Raw genomic sequence first — 17,303 nt, 5'->3', positions numbered from 1 at the left:
TTCAAGGGCGGCGTCGCGCCCTAAAACTTCCGGCGGCCCCGGTCGGAGCCTACAGCGGCACGAGTCGAAATCTCGTGCCGCTGGTGTGAGACGGGGACTTTCCGCTCTGGCCCTGTCGGCCGTCCTGCTGTCGGCCAACGCCTGGGCCGTCCAGCCGGATGAGATGCTGTCCGACCCGGCGATGGAGGCGCGGGCGCGCGCCATCTCCAAGGATTTGCGCTGCCTGGTCTGCCAGAACCAGTCCATCGACGACAGTGACGCGCCCCTGGCGCGCGACCTGCGCCTGCTGCTGCGTGAGCGGTTGGTGAAGGGGGACACCGACACGCAGGCGGTGGCTTTCCTGACCGACCGTTACGGCGACTACGTCCTGCTGCGTCCGCCGGTGAAACCGGCGACCTATCTGCTGTGGTTCGGGCCCTTCGCCCTGCTGTTGGGCGGTGGCCTGGTGCTGGTGCTGAAAGGCCGGCGGCGGGCGGAGGCGGTGGCCCCGCCGCTGTCGGCGGAGGAAAAGGCGCAACTGGCCGTGCTGATGCGTGAAGACGATGAGGGGAAGGGCCCGGCATGATCGCGTTCTGGATCGCGGCGGCCCTGCTGACCGCCGGCGTGCTGCTGGCCCTGCTGCGCCCGCTGATGGTGCCGCCCAAGACGGTGGATGCCGGCACGCCCGAGGTCGACATCTACAAGGATCAGATGGCGGAGGTTGAGCGCGATGTGGCGCGCGGCCTGCTGACCGACGACCAGGCGACGGCCGCGCGGGCGGAGGTCGGGCGCCGGCTGCTGGCGGCCTCGAGCCGGGCCAAGGCGGCTGCACCGTCGGCGTCGGCGGCGCCCAAGCCGGCGCGCAAGCTGGCCACCGCGCTGATGGTGGCCGTGCCGCTGCTGACCATGGGCATCTACCTGCGTCTGGGCAGTCCCGACCTGCCGGCCCAGCCGGCGGCGGCCCGCACCGACCAGGGGCCCGCCCAGCAGGCCCAGGCGGTGCTGAAGACGTTGCAGGATCGGGTGGCGGCGAACCCGAAAGACCTTGAGGCATGGAAGGCGCTGGCCACCACCCAGGGCATGCTGAACCAGAACGACCAGGCGGCCACCTCCTGGGCCCAGGCCGTGGCCCCTGGCGCCGGATGACGCCAATCTTCAAGCCTCCATGGCTGAGGCGCTGGTGCTGGCGGCCGACGGCGTGGTCGGGCCGGAGGCCAAGGCCGCCCTGGCCAAGGCGCTGGCCCTGAACCCCAAGGAACCGCGGGCGCGTTATTACGATGGCTTGGCCACCCGCCAGGCGGGCGACCTGAAGGGCGCCGTCAGCCGCTGGGCCGCCCTGCTGGCCGAAAGCCCGGCCGATGCGTCCTGGGTCCCCTTCCTGCGGGGGCAGTTGGGCGAGGCCGCCAGCGAGGCCGGCATGGACCCGGCGGCGGTGACGCCGCAACCCCTCCCGCCCGTCAACCCGCCGCCGGTCACCGCGGCGCCCGGGCCGACATCGGATGACATGGCGGCGGCGTCCGGCATGTCGACCGGCGACCGGTCCGCCATGATCCGCGGCATGGTCGATCGCCTGGCCGCCCGCCTGAAGGACAAACCCGACGACGGTGAAGGCTGGAGCCGCCTGGCCCGCGCCTACCGCGTGCTGGGCGAAAACGACAAGGCGGTGGAGGCCGAGGCCAACGCCAAGCGCTACGGCGCCACGGTGTCCCAAGCGGCACCCACGGTGCCGCCCGGCCTGCCCGACCCGTCCACCATGACGCCGGAGCAGAAAAGCGCCACGGTGAAGTCGCTGCTGGCCCAGCTTCAGGCGGCGGCGGAGAAGGAACCGGCCAAGCCCGAGGGCTGGCGTCACCTGGCCCAGGCGTACGAGGTGACGGGCGATGTGGCCAAGGCGCGTGAGGCCTGGGCCAAGGCCGTGGCGGCCGCCCCCGATGACGTGGACACCAACCTGGCCTATGCCCGCGTGCTGCTGCCGGCCGATGGCGGCCACCCGCCGTCGGCCTTCTTCACGGCTCTGCGCGTGGTGCTGAAGGCCGTGCCCGACAATCCCCAGGCGTTGTGGTACCTGGGCCTGGACGCGGCCGACGCGGGCCGCAAGGACGAGGCCAAGGCCCTGTGGGGCCGCCTGCTGCCCCTGTTGCCCGAGGGGTCGGACGACCGCAAGGAACTGGAAGGCCGGCTGAAGGCCCTGAACGGTTGAGTAGCCAAAAGGCGCATGCGGGTGGCACGAGACCTTGGCTCGCGTCGCTCAAGGCCGGCGACTGCCGGCCCTGCAGTGAGCACCGCAGGGCTTCACTGAGGAAGCCAAGGTGGACGGATGTCCGCCGCCCGGCGACTGAGGGGGCATTTGATCGGTGTCGATCAAATGCCATCGCCATGATGCCTGCACCCAAGGGAAACCACCTATCCCAAGGGGTGGGGCCAAGGCCGATGCAAACCCTGAGGGAATGACCTAAAGTACGGGCATCGCCATTGTTTGCCGGCGGCAGCGCCCAATACCTGCGCTTGTCCAACGGTGCCATCAGGGACATTTTCCCCCAATGAACGAGTCCCCCCTTCCATCGGCCGCCGGTCTGGCCGGCGTGGTGGATGAGCATCTTCGGTGGATCGGCCTGTGGCATCGCGCGGCGTTCTTCAACCAGGGTGACGGCAGCGTCGTGCCCGCGCCTGTGGCCTTCCCCGCCTGGGTGCGCGGCGCCTCGGGCAGTGAGCTGGCGGACCAGCCCGCCATCGACCGCCTGATCGCCCTGCATGACCAGATGCACCGCATGGCCCGCCTGGTGCAGATGCGCGCGGCCGAAGGGCAGCCGCCCTCGCTGCCGGCATATGAGGCGGTGATCGAGAAGTTTGACGAGTTCATGCAGCTGCTGCGCCGGATCGAGCGGGCGTTCAGCATCGCCGGCAGTGGCATCGATCCCCTGACCGGCCTGCGCAACCGCACCGGCCTGCGGGAGGAGATGGAGCGTGAGGTCAACCGCTTCCGCCGCACCGGCCGGCCCTTCTGCATCGCGCTGTGCGATCTCGACAAGTTCAAGACGGTCAACGACACCTATGGGCACGAGGCTGGCGACCGCGTGCTGATGGCCGCCGCCGGCGCCGTCAACCAGGGCATCCGCAGCTTTGATGAGGCCTTCCGCCTGGGTGGCGAGGAGATCCTGATCCTGCTGAAGGACGCCAACCTGACCGATGGCTACGCCGTGGTGGAACGCCTGCGCCAGGATATGGAGGCGATGGCCGTCGCCATCGGCGGCGGGCGCAGCATCCGCTTCACCGCCAGCTTCGGCCTGGCCGAGGCGCGGTCCGATTGCGACCCCGAGGATCTGGTGGCCGAGGCCGATACCGCACTTTACGCCGCCAAGCGCCAGGGCCGTAATCAGGTCGTTCGGGCGGGCTGACCAGCCGGTCAGGATCGCATCCCTTTGTTGCAGCTTCGCGACGGTGGCGCTTGGTCGCACGGTCCGCTAGCTTGAGGCTCATTTCCCTTCCGATTCTGGTCATCGCCCCCATGCGCACCGTCCCCGATTTCCCCAACCTGTTCGTCGCCGACCACCCGCTGATCCAGCACAAGCTGTCGCATATGCGGGACAAGCGGCGTTCCACCATGGGTTTCCGCCAGCTGCTGCGCGAGATCGCGCTGCTGATGGGGTATGAGTTGACCCGCGACCTGCCCCTGACGACGGAGCGGATCGAGACGCCGCTGGTGGAAATGGACGCGCCGGTGATCGAGGGCAAGAAGGTGGCGGTGGTGCCCATCCTGCGCGCCGGCCTGGTGATGGCCGAAGGCCTGCTGGAACTGATGCCCGGTGCCCGCGAGGGGCACATCGGCCTCTACCGTGACCATGAGACCAAGCAGCCGGTGGAATACCTGGTGAAGCTGCCGGCTGCGGCCGGGCGCACCTTCATCCTGGTCGATCCCATGCTGGCCACCGGCAATTCCGCCGTGCACGCCGTGGACGTGCTGAACCGTCACGGCGTGACGGACGACCAGATCCGCTTCATGGCCCTGGTCTCTGCCCCTGAAGGCGTGCGCGTCTTCCACGACGCCCATCCGGCGGTGAAGGTCTACACCGCCGCCCTGGACAGCCACCTGACCGACGACGCTTATATCGTCCCGGGACTGGGCGATGCCGGCGACCGGCTGTTCGGGACCAAGTAGTTTTTGTTTTCCTCAGGCGCCGGGGTTTTTGGTTTTCCTCAAACGCCGGCAGGGCCATCCCGCCCTTTGGCTTGTCCTCACGTTTCAGTCCGCTGACGCTCCCCAAAACGTTCCGGCGGCCGCAGTCGCGGCCTAGCCGACTGACGTCGGCATCCTTGAGTCCGCTAACCGTTTGAAGCACCAGGGGACGGCGGCGCCCCGCCGGCCCTAGCCCGCGACTGCGGGCGCCGGAGTTTTGTGGGGAGCGTCAGCGGACCGCAAAACGAGGATGAGGCAAGCGGGCGGACGCCCGCGCCCGCCGCCTGAGGGAACACTTATTCCGCCGGCGGCGTCACCAGGATCTTGTCGATGCGGCGGCCGTCCATGTCCACCACCTCGAAGCGATAGCCGGCGTGGGTGATGCCTTCGCCCACGCGGGGCAGGTGGCCCAGCTTGAACAGCAGGAAACCCGCCAGGGTCAGGTAGTCGCCGCCGTCGCGCAGACCCGGCAGGTCCAGGACGTTGCTGGCCTCGTCGATGTCCATGCGGCCGTCGATCAGCATGGACCCGTCCTCGCGCCGCACGAATTCGTCCTCATCGACGTCGTGGGCCTCGGGCAGGTCGCCGGCGATGGATTCCAGGATGTCGGTCAGGGTGACGATGCCCTCGGCACTGCCGTATTCGTCCACCACCAGGGCCATCTGCTGGCCGGATGACCGGAACAGTTCCAGCAGGCGCATGACCTGCGTGCCGTCGTGGACGATCAGGGCGGGGTTGGCCAGCGTGGCCAGGTCCGGCGTTTCGCCCGCCAGAACGGCGTCCAGCACCGCCTTGGCGTGCAGCACGCCCACCACCTCATCCAGGCTGCCGCGGCAGACGGGAAAGCGGCTGTGGTGGCTTTCCTGGATTTCGGCCGTCAACTGGGCGACGTCGTCGTTCAGGTCCAGCCACATCACCTCCAGCCTGGGGGTCATGATGGCGCGGGCGGGGCGGTCCGACAGCCCCAGCACGCCCTCGATCATGCGCTTTTCCTCCGGCTCGAACACGCCGGCGGCCGTACCCTCCGCGATCAGGCTCTTGACCTCTTCTTCCGTCACGCCGTTCTCGCGCTTGCCGGCGGCCCCCAGCAGCTTCAGCACCACCTCCGTGGCGGCGCCCAGCAGCCAGGCGACCGGGGCGGCGACGCGTGATAGCGCCTGCAGGAAGGGGGCGGTCACCAGGGCGATGCGCTCACTGGCGTGCAGGGCCAGGCGCTTGGGCACCAGTTCGCCGATGATCAGCGACAGCAGGGTGATGCACAGCACCACCAGGGCGACGGCGATGCTTTCGGCATGCTCCGCCAGGGCCGGCACCTGGGCCAGCCATTCGGCCAGCGGTCCGGACAGGGTGGCGCTGCCGAACGCCCCCTCCACGATGGCGATCATGGTGATGCCGATCTGCACCGTGGACAGGAAGTGCGACGGGTTCTCCTGCAGGGCCAGGGCCGTGCGGGCGCCACGGTGGCCCTTCTCCGCCAGGGTGGTCAAACGGCCGCGCCGGGCGGAAAGCACCGCCAGTTCGGACATGGCGAAAAAGCCGTTCAGCAGGATAAGCAGGACCAGGATGGCGACTTGCAGGTAAAGCATCAGGGGCGGGGGCTTCGGTGCCTGTCTCGGGAAGGGTGCACGCGGCACGATAGCATGGACGGACACTCTGTCGCGTCCCCGCCGTCACAGGGCCGCCTAGATTTACGGCGTATGCCCTTGAAACAAGGCGTGGGATGGGGCGATCGCCCCCGTGAAGTTTCCGCGACCGGCCGCGACCTGGACGTGAGCGCCCTTGATTCAAATCCGGACTCGTATTATCTCCGCTAGCACTCACTGGGGTCGAGTGCTAACAGCGGGCTCGCCCCCCTTATCGCCTTATTGTAGGCCTTTTGCCTTTTCAGGGAGAGATTCCATGAAGTTCCGTCCGTTGCACGACCGGGTGGTGGTGCGCCGCGTTGAGAGTGAACAGAAGACCGCCGGCGGCATCATCATCCCCGACACCGTCAAGGAAAAGCCCCAGGAGGGCGAGGTCGTGGCCGTCGGCCCCGGCGCCCGTGACGAGCAGGGCAAGCTGAACGCGCTGGACGTGAAGGCCGGTGATCGCGTGCTGTTCGGCAAGTGGTCGGGCACCGAGGTCAAGATCGATGGGGCCGATTTCCTCATCATGAAGGAATCCGACATCCTGGGCGTGATCGCCTGATTGGGATGGGCCGGCCGACCCTGACGGGTCGCCGCCCTTCGGTATTCCCCTCATCGCCACATGGGGTGGGCCGGCTTCGGCCCACCGGAATTCAAGGAATAGAGATATGGCTGCCAAAGAAGTGAAGTTTGGCGTCGATGCCCGCAACCGCATGCTGCGCGGCGTGGACATCCTGGCTGACGCCGTGAAGGTGACCCTGGGCCCCAAGGGCCGCAACGTCGTCATCGACAAGAGCTTCGGCGCGCCGCGCATCACCAAGGACGGCGTCAGCGTCGCCAAGGAGATCGAGCTGGCCGACAAGTTCGAGAACATGGGCGCCCAGATGGTGCGCGAAGTGGCCTCGAAGACCAACGACGCCGCCGGTGACGGCACCACCACCGCCACCGTGCTGGCCCAGGCCATCGTGCGCGAAGGCGCCAAGGCCGTGGCCGCCGGCCTGAACCCGATGGACGTGAAGCGCGGCATCGACGTCGCCGTCTCCACCGTCATCGCGGACATCAAGAGCCGTTCCAAGAAGATCTCCACCTCGGCCGAGATCGCCCAGGTCGGCACCATCTCTGCCAACGGCGAGACCGAGATTGGCGAGATGATCGCCAAGGCGATGGACAAGGTCGGCAAGGAAGGCGTCATCACGGTTGAAGAGGCCAAGGGCTTCGACACCGAGCTGGAAGTCGTCGAGGGCATGCAGTTCGACCGCGGCTACCTGTCGCCGTACTTCGTGACCAACGCCGACAAGATGACGGTCGAGTTGGACAGCCCCTTCATCCTGCTGCACGAGAAGAAGCTGTCGGGCCTGCAGGCCCTGCTGCCGGTGCTGGAAGCCGTGGTGCAGTCCAGCCGCCCGCTGCTGATCGTGTCGGAAGACGTGGAAGGCGAGGCGCTGGCCACGCTGGTGGTGAACAAGCTGCGCGGCGGCCTGAAGATCGCCGCCGTGAAGGCCCCGGGCTTCGGTGATCGCCGCAAGGCGATGCTGGAAGACATGGCCATCCTGACGGGCGGCCAGGTCATCTCTGAAGACCTGGGCATCAAGCTTGAGAACGTGTCGCTGGACATGCTGGGCACCGCCAAGAAGGTGGTGATCACGAAGGACGCGACCACGATCGTGGACGGTATCGGCGCCAAGGCCGACATCGAGGCGCGCATCGGCCAGATCAAGTCGCAGATCGAGGAGACTTCCTCCGACTACGACCGTGAGAAGCTGCAGGAGCGTCTGGCGAAGCTGGCGGGCGGCGTTGCCGTCATCCGCGTCGGCGGCGCCACCGAGGTCGAGGTGAAGGAACGCAAGGACCGCGTTGACGACGCCATGCACGCCACCCGCGCCGCGGTGGAAGAGGGCGTGGTCGCCGGCGGCGGCACCGCCCTGCTGTACGCCACCAAGGCCCTGGCTGGCCTGACCCCGGTCAACGACGAGCAGCGCGTGGGCATCGACATCGTCCGCAAGGCCCTGCAGTCGCCGGTGCGTCAGATCGCCTTCAACGCCGGTGTCGATGGTTCCATCGTCGTCGGCAAGCTGCTGGACCAGGCCAGCGCCGATTTCGGCTACAACGCCCAGACCGGTGAGTTCGGCGACATGTTCGCGTTCGGCGTCATCGACCCCACGAAGGTCGTGCGCACTGCCCTGCAGGATGCCGCTTCCGTCGCCGGCCTGCTGATCACCACCGAAGCCATGGTGGCCGAGAAGCCCGAGAAGAAGGGCCCGCCAGCCGGTGGCCAAGGCATGGGCGACATGGACTTCTAAGGTCCGCTCATCTGAGCGACCCTAGCGGTTAAGCGAAGGGCCGGTTCCAGCGATGGGACCGGCCCTTTTGCTGCGCGCCGTGTCTCAGCCTATGAAAAAGCGCCCGTGGCTTTTGCCACGAGCGCTTCCATTTTTTGTCCCTAGGCCGCGACCGCGGCCGCCGGACCTTTCCGGGGAGCGTCAGCGGACCAGAAAAGGAGGACAGCCAAGCCCCCGGATGGGGGCGCCGGCGCCTGAGGAACGGGTATCAGTGCACCCGCTGCGGGTCCATGTCGTGCTGGCGGACGGAGGCCAGCGCCACTTCGGACGAGGCGGCGACAGCCAGCGGGGTGCCGTCGGCGGCGTGGATGGCGTACCCCAGCACACCTTGCGTCACCACCGGCTTCACATAGGCCAGGACGTTGACGCCGAAGGTGGCGAAATCCTGGGTGGACAGGTGGCGCAGCGCCTCGGTGCTCAGGGCGGGGATGTCGGTGTCGAAGCTGTCGGTCATGATGTCACTCGCTTTTCGCAACGTGAGGAAGACAGGCTCTTTGGAAGCCCTGTCAGGGTGAAGGCGGAAAATGGCCTGATCTGGGACCGGTTGGGGTTTTTGTGGGGCGGGATGGTCAGGGGGCGGAATGCTTGTCCGGCGACACGTCGATGGTCTGCGGCTGTGCCGCGCCCTCGCCGGCGCCGTTGATCTTGATGGTGCGGACCTTGGGCTCGGGGATGGGCCGGCGCAGGTCGATGTGCAGCAGGCCGTTATCCAGGCTGGCGCCCAGCACCTCGATCCCGTCGGCCAGGACGAAGCTGCGCTGGAATTGCCGCGCGGCGATGCCACGGTGCAGGTAGATGCGCGACTTGTCGTCGTGCTGGCGGCCGCGGATGATCAGCTGGTTGTCTTCGGTCTGGACCTGCAGGTCGTCGAAGGTGAACCCCGCCACGGCCAGCGAGATGCGCAGGCCGTCCTCACCGATCTGTTCGATGTTGTAGGGGGGATAGCCCTCGGCGGCGGATTTGGAAATCCGGTCCAGGGTACGCTCGAACTGGTCGAAGCCCAGCAGGAACGGGCTGTTCAGGAACGAGACTCGGGTATTCATGATAACGGCAACCTCCTCCATGGAGCGAGTGTGCGGGGGCGGCCCCTGGCGTCCCGTACCGCGTTCCCGGGCGCGGATGCGCCCGTGATGCCGTATGTGGTGCCGTTGAGGCCACTGCTCGGCGGCCCGGAACGGCACCGCCTCACGTCATACATGGGTACCCCCTCCCACGGTTCAAGACAAGCGCCGGCGCGCGGGCTGGGCCTCAGGCGTCCTCCGGGCAATCCCCCCTGCGCGACTGTGCCGGACGAATATCGGCGCGGCCGCTCCTATGTCTTGCGATGCACGTCACGGCGCTCCAAATGAGTCTCATGGCGGGGAAGGACCTGCCTTTCGGCCAGGGCGCGAGGCCCGCGCCGGCTGTCCCCAGAATCTGTGGATAACTCTGTGAATCGATGTGCCCGGCACCAGGAGTCCCGGGCCTTCGGCGTGTTTGCCTACTTTCTGGGCAAATTATCTAAACAATTGAAAACAAATGATATTAATGAAGAAGGCTACGCTTTCACCGGGTATGTATCCTACCACTAAGGCCCCATGCGGCACCGTGATTCGCCCTTGACTCGACTGTGGACCGCGCGCAGCCCGATGGCATCTTCGGTGCCGCCCGGATTCCTTGAGGCTAGGCCCTCCGGAAGGGGGCCGATTCGCTGGAGGGGCCCCGTCCACCGCCATTGGTAGGAGGTTATCCCGGTGTCGCGCTTGAACAGTCGCCGGGGGCGTGACACAAGCATTGCCATGTTCAATTCCGGCTTCTTGCTTTGTCCTGAGGTGATCCCATGCGCCGTCTGTTCTTAGCCCTCGTGCTTGGTTTGTTGGCGATGGGGCCGATGGCATCCCGTTCCGCTATGGCGCAATCGGGTGGTTTCGGCTTCGCCGATGAGACCCCGATCACCCTGAACGTGGCCGAGATCGAGGTGGTGAACGACTACGTCTCGCCCATGAAGCCGCCCAACATCGAATACCAGCTGCAGTTGACCCCGGCGGAAGTGGTGCGCCTGTGGGTGCAGGACCGCCTGAAGGCGGCTGGTTCCAGCGGCAAGGCGCGGGTGATCATCCGCAACGCCAGCATCGTGGAGGTGAACCTGCCCCGCACCAGCGGCGTGAAGGGTTGGTTCACCACCGACCAGTCGCAGCGTTACGATGGCCGGCTGGAGGTGGAAATCCAGGTCGACATGCCGGCCAAAAGCTACGCCGGCAGCACCTCGGTGGTGGTGACGTCCAGCCAGTCGGTGGCGGAGGATGTGACCCTGAACCAGCGGGAAAAGACCTGGGCCCAACTGGTGCGCGACATGTCCCACGACATGGACGCGCAACTGGCCAAGGGCATCCGCGACAACCTGTTCGCGGCTTTGATTTTGTGAGTTCCTCAGGCGCCGGCAGGGCCGTCCGGCCCTTTGGCTATCCTCGCGTTTCAGTCCGCTTCGCTCCCCAAAACGCTCCGGCGGACGCGGTCGCGTCCTAGGGAAAAGGGCGGCTGGCGGCAATGGGAAACAAAAAGGCCGGTGGCGATGTCGAGTCGCCGCCGGCCTTTTTGCTGGTGCGGCGGCGCTCTTAAAACATCGCGCCGCTGTTGCTGGGGCTGCCGATCATGGCCAGGAATTCGCGCCGGGTGCTGGGGTCGGTGCGGAAGGCGCCCAGCATGCGGCTGGTGACCATGGACACGCCGGGCTTGTGCACGCCGCGGGTGGTCATGCACTGGTGCGCCGCCTCGATCACCACGGCCACGCCCAGGGGCTGCAGCACCTCTTCGATGGTGTTGGCGATCTGCGCCGTCATCTTCTCCTGGATCTGCAGGCGCTTGGCGTAGACCTCCACCACCCGGGCCAGCTTGGAAATGCCGACCACGCGGGACCGCGGCAGGTAGGCCACGTGGGCGACGCCGATGATGGGCACCATGTGGTGCTCGCAATAACTCTCGAACCGGATGTCGCGCAGCACGACCATCTCGTCGTAGCCGTCGGTTTCCTCAAACGTGCGGGCCAGCAGTTCCATCGGATCCGACGCATAGCCGGCGAAGAACTCCTCATAGCTGCGCACCACGCGGTCCGGCGTGCCCAGCAGGCCTTCACGGGTGGGGTCGTCGCCGGCCCAGCGCAGCAGGGTGCGCACAGCCGCCTCGGCCTCCTCGCGGGTAGGGCGCCCGGCCGGGGCGACGACGGTACGCCGCTGGTGGACCGGGCCGGCCACGATCTTCTCGGCCTTCTCGGCGTTCTTCTTCTTGGCTTGGGGCACGGGGTTTCTTCCTTCGTTTCGGCTCTGGCGGTCCAGATCAGGCGTTCAATCGTGTGGGGGGCAGTTTCCCCCGGGTGGCTTTCCCCAGGTGGCGTCGCCGAAGGCTCAGTTCAACGGGCCGCGACCGTGCGGGCTGTCCAGGGAAAAGGCGGGGATGCGCACGTCGAAGCGGCTGCCGTCGCTGCGTTCCATCTGATAGCTGCCGACCATGATGCCGGACGACGTGCTCAGCGGGGTGCCGCTGGTGTATTCGAAGGACTGGCCGGGGCTCAGCACCGGCTGTTCCCCCACCACGCCGGCGCCCCGCACCTCCTGCACCCGGCCCAGGGCGTCGGTGATGTGCCAGTGGCGGGCGCGTAGCTGCACCACCTCGCCCCCGGTGTTCTCGATTCGCACGGTATAGGCCCAGACATAATGGTTCTCGGCCGGGGAGGACTGGTCATCCAGGAACTGCGGGCGCACGCTGACGCGGATGGCGTGGGTGGTTTCACTGTACATGGGGCATGTCTTTCCGGAGGGCATGTCTTTCCGGCCGGGGCCACGGCGGGGGGCGCTCGGGGGCACCCGCGCCGGATCGGCCCATGCGGCCCAATCTCCTGCTCCGTCCTTCTTAGGCCCGTTCGCCGGCGATCTCCAAATGTTTAGGGCCGGATGGCCGCTGAGGTCGCCGCCGCGAAGGGGGCTTGTGAAATGATTTGGTCAGCATATCACAGACGAATGGCCGCCCAGCGTTGCGGGGGGCGGGATGCCGATCCCAGCGGAACGATGGGTCGAGGGCAAAAACGCGCTTGCGCCAGGGGGGGCTTGGCCTCATATAGGCCCTCAGGTGCAACTACCGACGGCGCGTTATATGTACGCCAGCCTCCTCCTTCGACGACGATCCTCCGGTCGCCTGCCTTGCGGGCGACAGGGTCGTATCACGGCCGGATGCTGAAGCGTCGCCCCTTTCTCGGCGACGCCCCTCGGTTCCGGTCTCTAGGCGCCCCAGGCGCCCATGTTTTAGAGAACCGGGACACCCCAATCGTATGATCCTGACGACTGAGCTGCCGGCGCACGCTGGCGCCATCGAACACCTGCTCGACACCGCCTTCGGACCGAAGCGCAAAGCCAAGACCGTATACCGCCTGCGCCGGGGCATCGCCCCCGTGGCCGACCTTTGCATGGTGGCCCTGGATGAAGAAGCGCCGGGCTATTCCGTTGCCCAGCCGCGGCTGGTGGCCTCCATCCGCTATTGGCCGGTAATGGCTGCCGACGGCACCGTTACCCTGATGCTGGGCCCCATCGCCGTGGCCGATGACTACCGGTCCGCCGGCCTGGGTGGCCAGCTGATCCGCGCCAGCCTGGCGCGGGCCGAGGCGCTGGGCTACGCCAGTGTCCTGCTGGTGGGCGACGCCCCGTACTACAGCCGTTTCGGCTTCAGCCGTGAACCGGTGCTGGGCCTGAAGCTGCCGGGCCCGGTGGAGCTGGACCGCTTCCTGGGCCTGGAATTCGTGCCCGGATCGCTGGCCAAGGCCCAGGGCATGCTGGGCCGCGTCCCGGCCCGTCTGGCCCCGGTCGCCGCCATGGCGACTGCCGGCACGCCCGCCGAAGTCCCCGCCGCCAAGGTCGCCCGCCCACGCCGGAGGGCGGTTCGCTGAACCGGCTCCGCCCCCGGCCAACCTGAACGACCCCGCCTGAGGGCGGCCATTTTGGTGATTTATCCCGGGCCCCAAGCCCACAGCCGCTTGAACGCGCCCCCGGAAAGCCCTATAAGCTCCTTCCCGGCGCGGGTGTAGCTCAATGGTAGAGCAGAAGCTTCCCAAGCTTACGACGAGGGTTCGATTCCCTTCACCCGCTCCAAATCGTCTGCCCGTTTGATGCGCTTTTGCGTCCGGCCAGCCGACGGCACGGTTCCACGCCTCAGTTCCGTCACCGTTCATCCCCACATTACAAGTGTGTAACCCCGGTCCCGCCGCTGCGCTTTACCGTTGAATCGTGGGACGGGTGGGACAATATGGAAGCTGCGGCCCATGGGGGGCGCGTGAAGCATTCCTGGAGCATCGAGGAACGTCATGGCTATCGGACCCTATAATCGTTATGCGTCGAGCACGGGCGCTTACGACCGGGCCCTGTTCGATGAGGGCCTGCGTCAGCACATGCTGCGCGTTTTCAACTATATGACTGTCGGCCTGATCGTCACCGGCCTTGTCGCTTTCTTCGGGGCCCAGTCCCAGGCCCTGGTGGCGGCCATCTTCGGCACGCCCCTGCGCTGGGTGGTGATCTTCGCCCCGCTGGCCTTCGTGTTCGCCTTGTCGGCCGGCTTCAACCGCATGTCGTCCAGCACGCTGCGTGCCGTCTTCTTTGCCTACTGCGCGGTCATGGGCCTGTCGCTCATGAGCATCTTCCTGGTCTATACCGGGGCCAGCGTGGCGCGGGTGTTCTTCATCTCCGCCGCCACCTTCGCCGGCGCGTCGCTCTATGGCTACACCGCCAAGCGCGACCTGACGCAGTTCGGTTCCTTCCTGATCATGGGTGTGATCGGCATCGTCATCGCCAGCCTGGTCAACATCTTCCTGGCCTCCAGCGCGCTGCAGTTCGCGGTGTCGGTGCTGGCCGTGCTGATCTTCACGGGCCTCACCGCCTATGACAGCCAGCGCATCAAGGAGATGTACGCCTCTTCCTGGGGCGTGGAAGCCAACACCAAGCTGGCCGTCATGGGCGCGCTCAGCCTGTACCTGAACTTCATCAACATCTTCATGTCGCTGCTGCAGCTGATGGGCGACCGTCGCAACTAAGCCGTCAGCGTCTGACGCCTTGCTGAGGAAGGGCCGTCCGGGAAACCGGGCGGCCTTTTCTTTATTTGGCCACAAGGGATCGGCATGATGGGGAAATGTTCCCTGCCAAGCGCCGATCCCGAGGTCCGCGCCCATGATCTTCCTCTACACCGATTTCGGCTGGTCCGGTCCCTATGTCGGGCAGATGCGGGCGGTGCTGGCGGCCCGCGCGCCGGCGGGCACGGCCACCGTCGACCTGATGCACGACGCCCCCGCCTTCGATCCCCTGGCCGCCGGCCGGCTGCTGGCGGCCATCCTGCCGGCCACGCTGGCGCCGTTACCGGCTGCTGCCGGGCCCCCTGTCTTCCTGGCCGTCATCGACCCCGGCGTGGGCACGCAGCGCCGGCCCCTGGCCGTGCGGCTGAGCGGCGGGCCGCCCGGTCGCCCGGTCTGGCTGGTGGGGGCCGGACAACGGCCTGTTCCAGCCCGTAATCGCCGACACCCTTGCCGCCGGCGGCATGGTCGAGGCGTGGGAGATCAGGTGGCGGCCCGACGCCCTGTCCGTCTCTTTCCATGGCCGCGACCTGTTCGCGCCGGTGGCGGCCCTGCTGGCCGGGAAGCAGCATTTGGGGGATTGGGGACAGCCGCTGGCGCCGGGCGACCTGGTGGGGGCCGCCCTGGACGGCGATGCCGCCGATCATGGCCGCATCCTCTACATCGACAGCTATGGCAATGGCTGGACGGGCTTGCGCCCTCTTGGTACTGCGGACGGCAGTGTGGCGCCGGACGCGCGCCTCTGGGTTCGCGGTGCCAATGGCGGCCAGGCGGTGGAGCCGGCCCGGACCTTCGGCGCCGTGCCCAAGGGCACGCCCTTCTGGTACGTGAACTCCAGCGGGCTGGTGGAGATCGCGGTCAACCAGGACCGGGCGGACCGGGTGCTAGGCCTCACCCTGGGGACGCCGATCGGCGTGCGGGCGCCCTACATCAAGCTGTAGGCCGGTAGTATAGCCCATCCTAGGCTGCGACCGCAGCCGCCGGAGATTTCCGGGAAGCCGAAGGCGGACGGGGAATCGAGGAAGCCCAGCGGCCGGACGGCCGCGCCCGGCGCCTGAGGGCTTGGATATCAGTGCGCCGTGGGCACCACCGTCGCCTCATCCATCAGCGCCAGGAAGGGCAGGTCGCTGGGCTGGTTGCCATAGCCCCAGCGCTGGCCGTAGGGGCCTGTCTGCGCCATCCACAAATCCAGGCGGCGGGCCTTTTCCGCGCGCACGCAATTGCCGGCCACCATCTCGCCCGTCAGCAGGCCACCGCCGTCCACCGCCATCTCCGTCCCCAGCAGGTCGTGCACCGGCAGGTCGGCCAGAAGGGCCGGCATGTAGAGGGTCAGGGCACCGGTGGCGACCAGCACCCGGTGCCCCTGGTCGGCATGGCGCAGCAGGGTGTCGCGCAAAGGGTTGTGCCAACGCACCCATCCCGCCATGTCGTGGGCGGCCTCGCGGGCACGCTCCGCCGGTACGCCGGCCAGGCAGCGGCGCAGCAGCCGGCGCTTGAACGCCGTCTTGAAATCATCGTCCGCGTCCTCCGGCCGGCCGCCTTTCACCACCGTGCGGCGGGCCGCGGCCCCGGCCATGCTGCGGGCCAGCTGGCGGCGCAGGGTTTCCCGCCCGACCGCCCGCGCCAGGAACGGCAGCAGGCTGTCGCCGCGCACCAGGGTGCCGTCGAAATCGAACACGGCCAGGCCCGGCAGGCCGCCGGTCTGGGCCAGGTCGCCGGTCTGGAGTTGCGCAGGGAAAGGGGACATGGGAACCGACGCTCGAATGGTGAGGGGCGAGATGGCGCGTGCGCCTATCTTAAGGGGTATATGGGCTTTAGAGGTAGATGGAATGGTCATAATAAGACGGGTCCGGCCGCTTCCTCTCAAGTGGTTTTCGCGCTAAGTGTCGCCTTTCCGCTCATCGAGCCGGCTGCCGGCGATCGCCCAGGCGCCGCGTTTTAGAGAATTTGTCCCCATGATCACGACGCCCACCGCCCTGATGGCCGCCTCCGCTGAGGCGGCCAAGCCGTACAAGATCATCATCGACACCGATCCCGGCCAGGACGACGCCGTGGCCATCCTGCTGGCGCTGGCCAGCCCGGAGGATGTGGAGGTGCTGGGCATCACGGCGGTCGCCGGCAACGCGCCCCTGCCCTGGACCGAGAAGAACGCCCGGCGGGTGTGCGAGCTGGCGGGCCGGCCCGACGTGAAGGTCTTCGCCGGCTGTGACCGGCCCATGGTGCGCCTGCTGCACACGGCACCCGAGGTGCACGGCGATACCGGCCTGGACGGGCCCATCCTGCCGGAACCCACCATGCCGCTGCAGGACCAGCATGGCGTCGACTTCATCATCGAGACGGTGATGCGGGAGGATCCGGGCACCGTCACCCTGTGCCCGCTGGGCCCGCTGACCAACGTGGCCCGCGCCCTGGTCAAGGAACCGGCCATCGCGCCGCGCCTGCGCCAGATCGTGCTGATGGGCGGCGCGCAGATGGAAGGGGGCAATTCCAGCCCCTGTGCCGAGTTCAACATCTATGTCGACCCGCACGCCGCCGACATCGTCTTCAAGTCCGGCGTGCCCATCGTCATGTTCCCGCTGGACGTCACCCACCAGGTGCTCACATCCCGCCGCCACATGGACCGCATCCAGGCCGTGGGCAACCGCGTGGCCCAGGCGACCTATGAGATGCTGGACTTCTACCAGCGGTATGACGAGGCCAAGTACGGCACCGACGGCGGCCCCCTGCACGACCCCTGCGTCATCGCCTGGTTGATCCGGCCGGAGATTTTCCAGGGCAAGACCGTGAATGTGGAGATCGAGACGGGCAGCCCGCTGACCACCGGCCAGACGGTCATCGACCGCTGGAACACCACCGGCCGCCCACGCAACGCCACCGTCATGCTGCAGGCCGACAGCGATGCCTTCTTCGACCTGCTGGTGGAACGGCTGAAGCGCTTCGGCGTCTGACCCGATGTACGACACATCGGCAATTGTTGCCGATGTGTCGGAATCTTTTGCCCGCATCTTGGCGGACATGGTGCCGTTTGCCGGGTGTAAAGCGGCTGAAACCCTGGGCTTCTTGGGAACTTCGGTCCGGCCCGGGCCTTGCTTGGAAAGACATCG

The 17,303-nt window shown here is 67.4% G+C and carries 18 protein-coding genes, 1 tRNA gene and 1 pseudogene; 14 read left to right on the top strand and 6 right to left on the bottom strand.

Annotated features, from left to right (window positions below):
• Positions 1-85 precede the first annotated feature (85 nt).
• The 5 genes from PW843_19895 to upp all read left to right on the top strand — a co-directional run bounded on the left by PW843_19895 (position 86) and on the right by upp (position 4,135).
• The gene (locus tag PW843_19895) at positions 86-565 is read left to right on the top strand and encodes a cytochrome c-type biogenesis protein CcmH (GenBank protein ID MDE1148836.1); all 480 of its coding nucleotides are present in this window, start codon (positions 86-88) and stop codon (positions 563-565) included.
• Positions 562-1,125 carry a c-type cytochrome biogenesis protein CcmI gene (gene ccmI, locus PW843_19890; GenBank protein ID MDE1148835.1) on the top strand — a complete coding sequence of 188 codons (564 nt, stop codon included), beginning with the start codon at positions 562-564 and terminating at the stop codon, positions 1,123-1,125. Before PW843_19895 ends, ccmI begins: the two co-directional genes overlap by 4 nt.
• A gap of 19 nt (positions 1,126-1,144) precedes the next feature.
• A complete protein-coding gene (locus tag PW843_19885) occupies positions 1,145-2,179 on the top strand; it encodes a tetratricopeptide repeat protein (protein MDE1148834.1) in 1,035 nt (344 codons plus the stop codon).
• A 340-nt stretch (positions 2,180-2,519) separates the two neighbouring features.
• On the top strand, positions 2,520-3,374 hold the full coding sequence (locus tag PW843_19880) for a diguanylate cyclase (GenBank protein ID MDE1148833.1): 855 nt from the start codon (positions 2,520-2,522) through the stop codon (positions 3,372-3,374).
• Positions 3,375-3,484: 110 nt separating this feature from the next.
• Positions 3,485-4,135: a uracil phosphoribosyltransferase gene (gene upp, locus PW843_19875; protein ID MDE1148832.1), complete on the top strand. Its 651-nt coding sequence runs from the start codon at positions 3,485-3,487 to the stop codon at positions 4,133-4,135.
• 314 nt (positions 4,136-4,449) lie between these two features.
• Here the strand turns inward: upp and PW843_19870 are convergent, their stop codons facing one another.
• The gene (locus tag PW843_19870) at positions 4,450-5,739 is read right to left on the bottom strand and encodes a hemolysin family protein (protein MDE1148831.1); all 1,290 of its coding nucleotides are present in this window, start codon (positions 5,737-5,739) and stop codon (positions 4,450-4,452) included.
• 313 nt (positions 5,740-6,052) lie between these two features.
• Here PW843_19870 and groES point away from each other — a divergent pair, with 313 nt between their 5' ends.
• Both groES and groL read left to right on the top strand, forming a co-directional pair.
• Positions 6,053-6,340: a co-chaperone GroES gene (gene groES, locus PW843_19865; protein MDE1148830.1), complete on the top strand. Its 288-nt coding sequence runs from the start codon at positions 6,053-6,055 to the stop codon at positions 6,338-6,340.
• 106 nt (positions 6,341-6,446) lie between these two features.
• Positions 6,447-8,078 (top strand): chaperonin GroEL, encoded by a 1,632-nt coding sequence (gene groL, locus PW843_19860; protein MDE1148829.1) that lies wholly within the window; start codon positions 6,447-6,449, stop codon positions 8,076-8,078.
• A gap of 247 nt (positions 8,079-8,325) precedes the next feature.
• Here groL and PW843_19855 read toward each other — a convergent pair whose 3' ends face one another.
• Entirely contained in the window at positions 8,326-8,571 is a 246-nt protein-coding gene (locus PW843_19855; GenBank protein MDE1148828.1) for a DUF1150 family protein, read from the bottom strand.
• A 115-nt stretch (positions 8,572-8,686) separates the two neighbouring features.
• A complete protein-coding gene (locus PW843_19850; GenBank protein MDE1148827.1) occupies positions 8,687-9,160 on the bottom strand; it encodes an Hsp20 family protein in 474 nt (157 codons plus the stop codon).
• Between the two features lie 827 nt (positions 9,161-9,987).
• Here PW843_19850 and PW843_19845 point away from each other — a divergent pair.
• A complete protein-coding gene (locus PW843_19845) occupies positions 9,988-10,521 on the top strand; it encodes a hypothetical protein (GenBank protein ID MDE1148826.1) in 534 nt (177 codons plus the stop codon).
• A gap of 190 nt (positions 10,522-10,711) precedes the next feature.
• Here the strand turns inward: PW843_19845 and folE are convergent, their stop codons facing one another.
• On the bottom strand, positions 10,712-11,350 hold the full coding sequence (gene folE, locus PW843_19840) for a GTP cyclohydrolase I FolE (GenBank protein MDE1148825.1): 639 nt from the start codon (positions 11,348-11,350) through the stop codon (positions 10,712-10,714).
• A 147-nt stretch (positions 11,351-11,497) separates the two neighbouring features.
• Positions 11,498-11,890, bottom strand: coding sequence for a Co2+/Mg2+ efflux protein ApaG (gene apaG / locus PW843_19835; GenBank protein MDE1148824.1), 393 nt, complete (start codon positions 11,888-11,890; stop codon positions 11,498-11,500).
• Positions 11,891-12,417: 527 nt separating this feature from the next.
• Between apaG and PW843_19830 the strand changes: the two genes are divergently transcribed.
• The 5 genes and pseudogenes from PW843_19830 to PW843_19810 all read left to right on the top strand — a co-directional run bounded on the left by PW843_19830 (position 12,418) and on the right by PW843_19810 (position 15,140).
• Entirely contained in the window at positions 12,418-13,029 is a 612-nt protein-coding gene (locus tag PW843_19830; protein ID MDE1148823.1) for an N-acetyltransferase, read from the top strand.
• Between the two features lie 128 nt (positions 13,030-13,157).
• Positions 13,158-13,231, top strand: a tRNA-Gly gene (locus tag PW843_19825).
• 212 nt (positions 13,232-13,443) lie between these two features.
• Positions 13,444-14,166, top strand: a complete 723-nt coding sequence (locus PW843_19820) for a Bax inhibitor-1/YccA family protein (protein MDE1148822.1) — start codon at positions 13,444-13,446, stop codon at positions 14,164-14,166.
• Between the two features lie 184 nt (positions 14,167-14,350).
• Positions 14,351-14,515: pseudogene (locus PW843_19815) on the top strand (hypothetical protein).
• A 148-nt stretch (positions 14,516-14,663) separates the two neighbouring features.
• Entirely contained in the window at positions 14,664-15,140 is a 477-nt protein-coding gene (locus tag PW843_19810; GenBank protein MDE1148821.1) for an SAM-dependent chlorinase/fluorinase, read from the top strand.
• A gap of 128 nt (positions 15,141-15,268) precedes the next feature.
• Here the strand turns inward: PW843_19810 and PW843_19805 are convergent, their stop codons facing one another.
• Positions 15,269-15,946 carry an HAD-IB family phosphatase gene (locus tag PW843_19805; GenBank protein ID MDE1148820.1) on the bottom strand — a complete coding sequence of 226 codons (678 nt, stop codon included), beginning with the start codon at positions 15,944-15,946 and terminating at the stop codon, positions 15,269-15,271.
• A 208-nt stretch (positions 15,947-16,154) separates the two neighbouring features.
• Here PW843_19805 and PW843_19800 point away from each other — a divergent pair, with 208 nt between their 5' ends.
• Positions 16,155-17,147 (top strand): nucleoside hydrolase, encoded by a 993-nt coding sequence (locus tag PW843_19800; GenBank protein ID MDE1148819.1) that lies wholly within the window; start codon positions 16,155-16,157, stop codon positions 17,145-17,147.
• The last annotated feature ends 156 nt before the right edge of the window (positions 17,148-17,303 follow it).

It is taken from the genome of Azospirillaceae bacterium (genome assembly GCA_028283825.1).
Taxonomy (GTDB): Bacteria; Pseudomonadota; Alphaproteobacteria; order Azospirillales; family Azospirillaceae; genus Nitrospirillum.
This window is presented reverse-complemented; position numbering and strand designations above follow the sequence as displayed.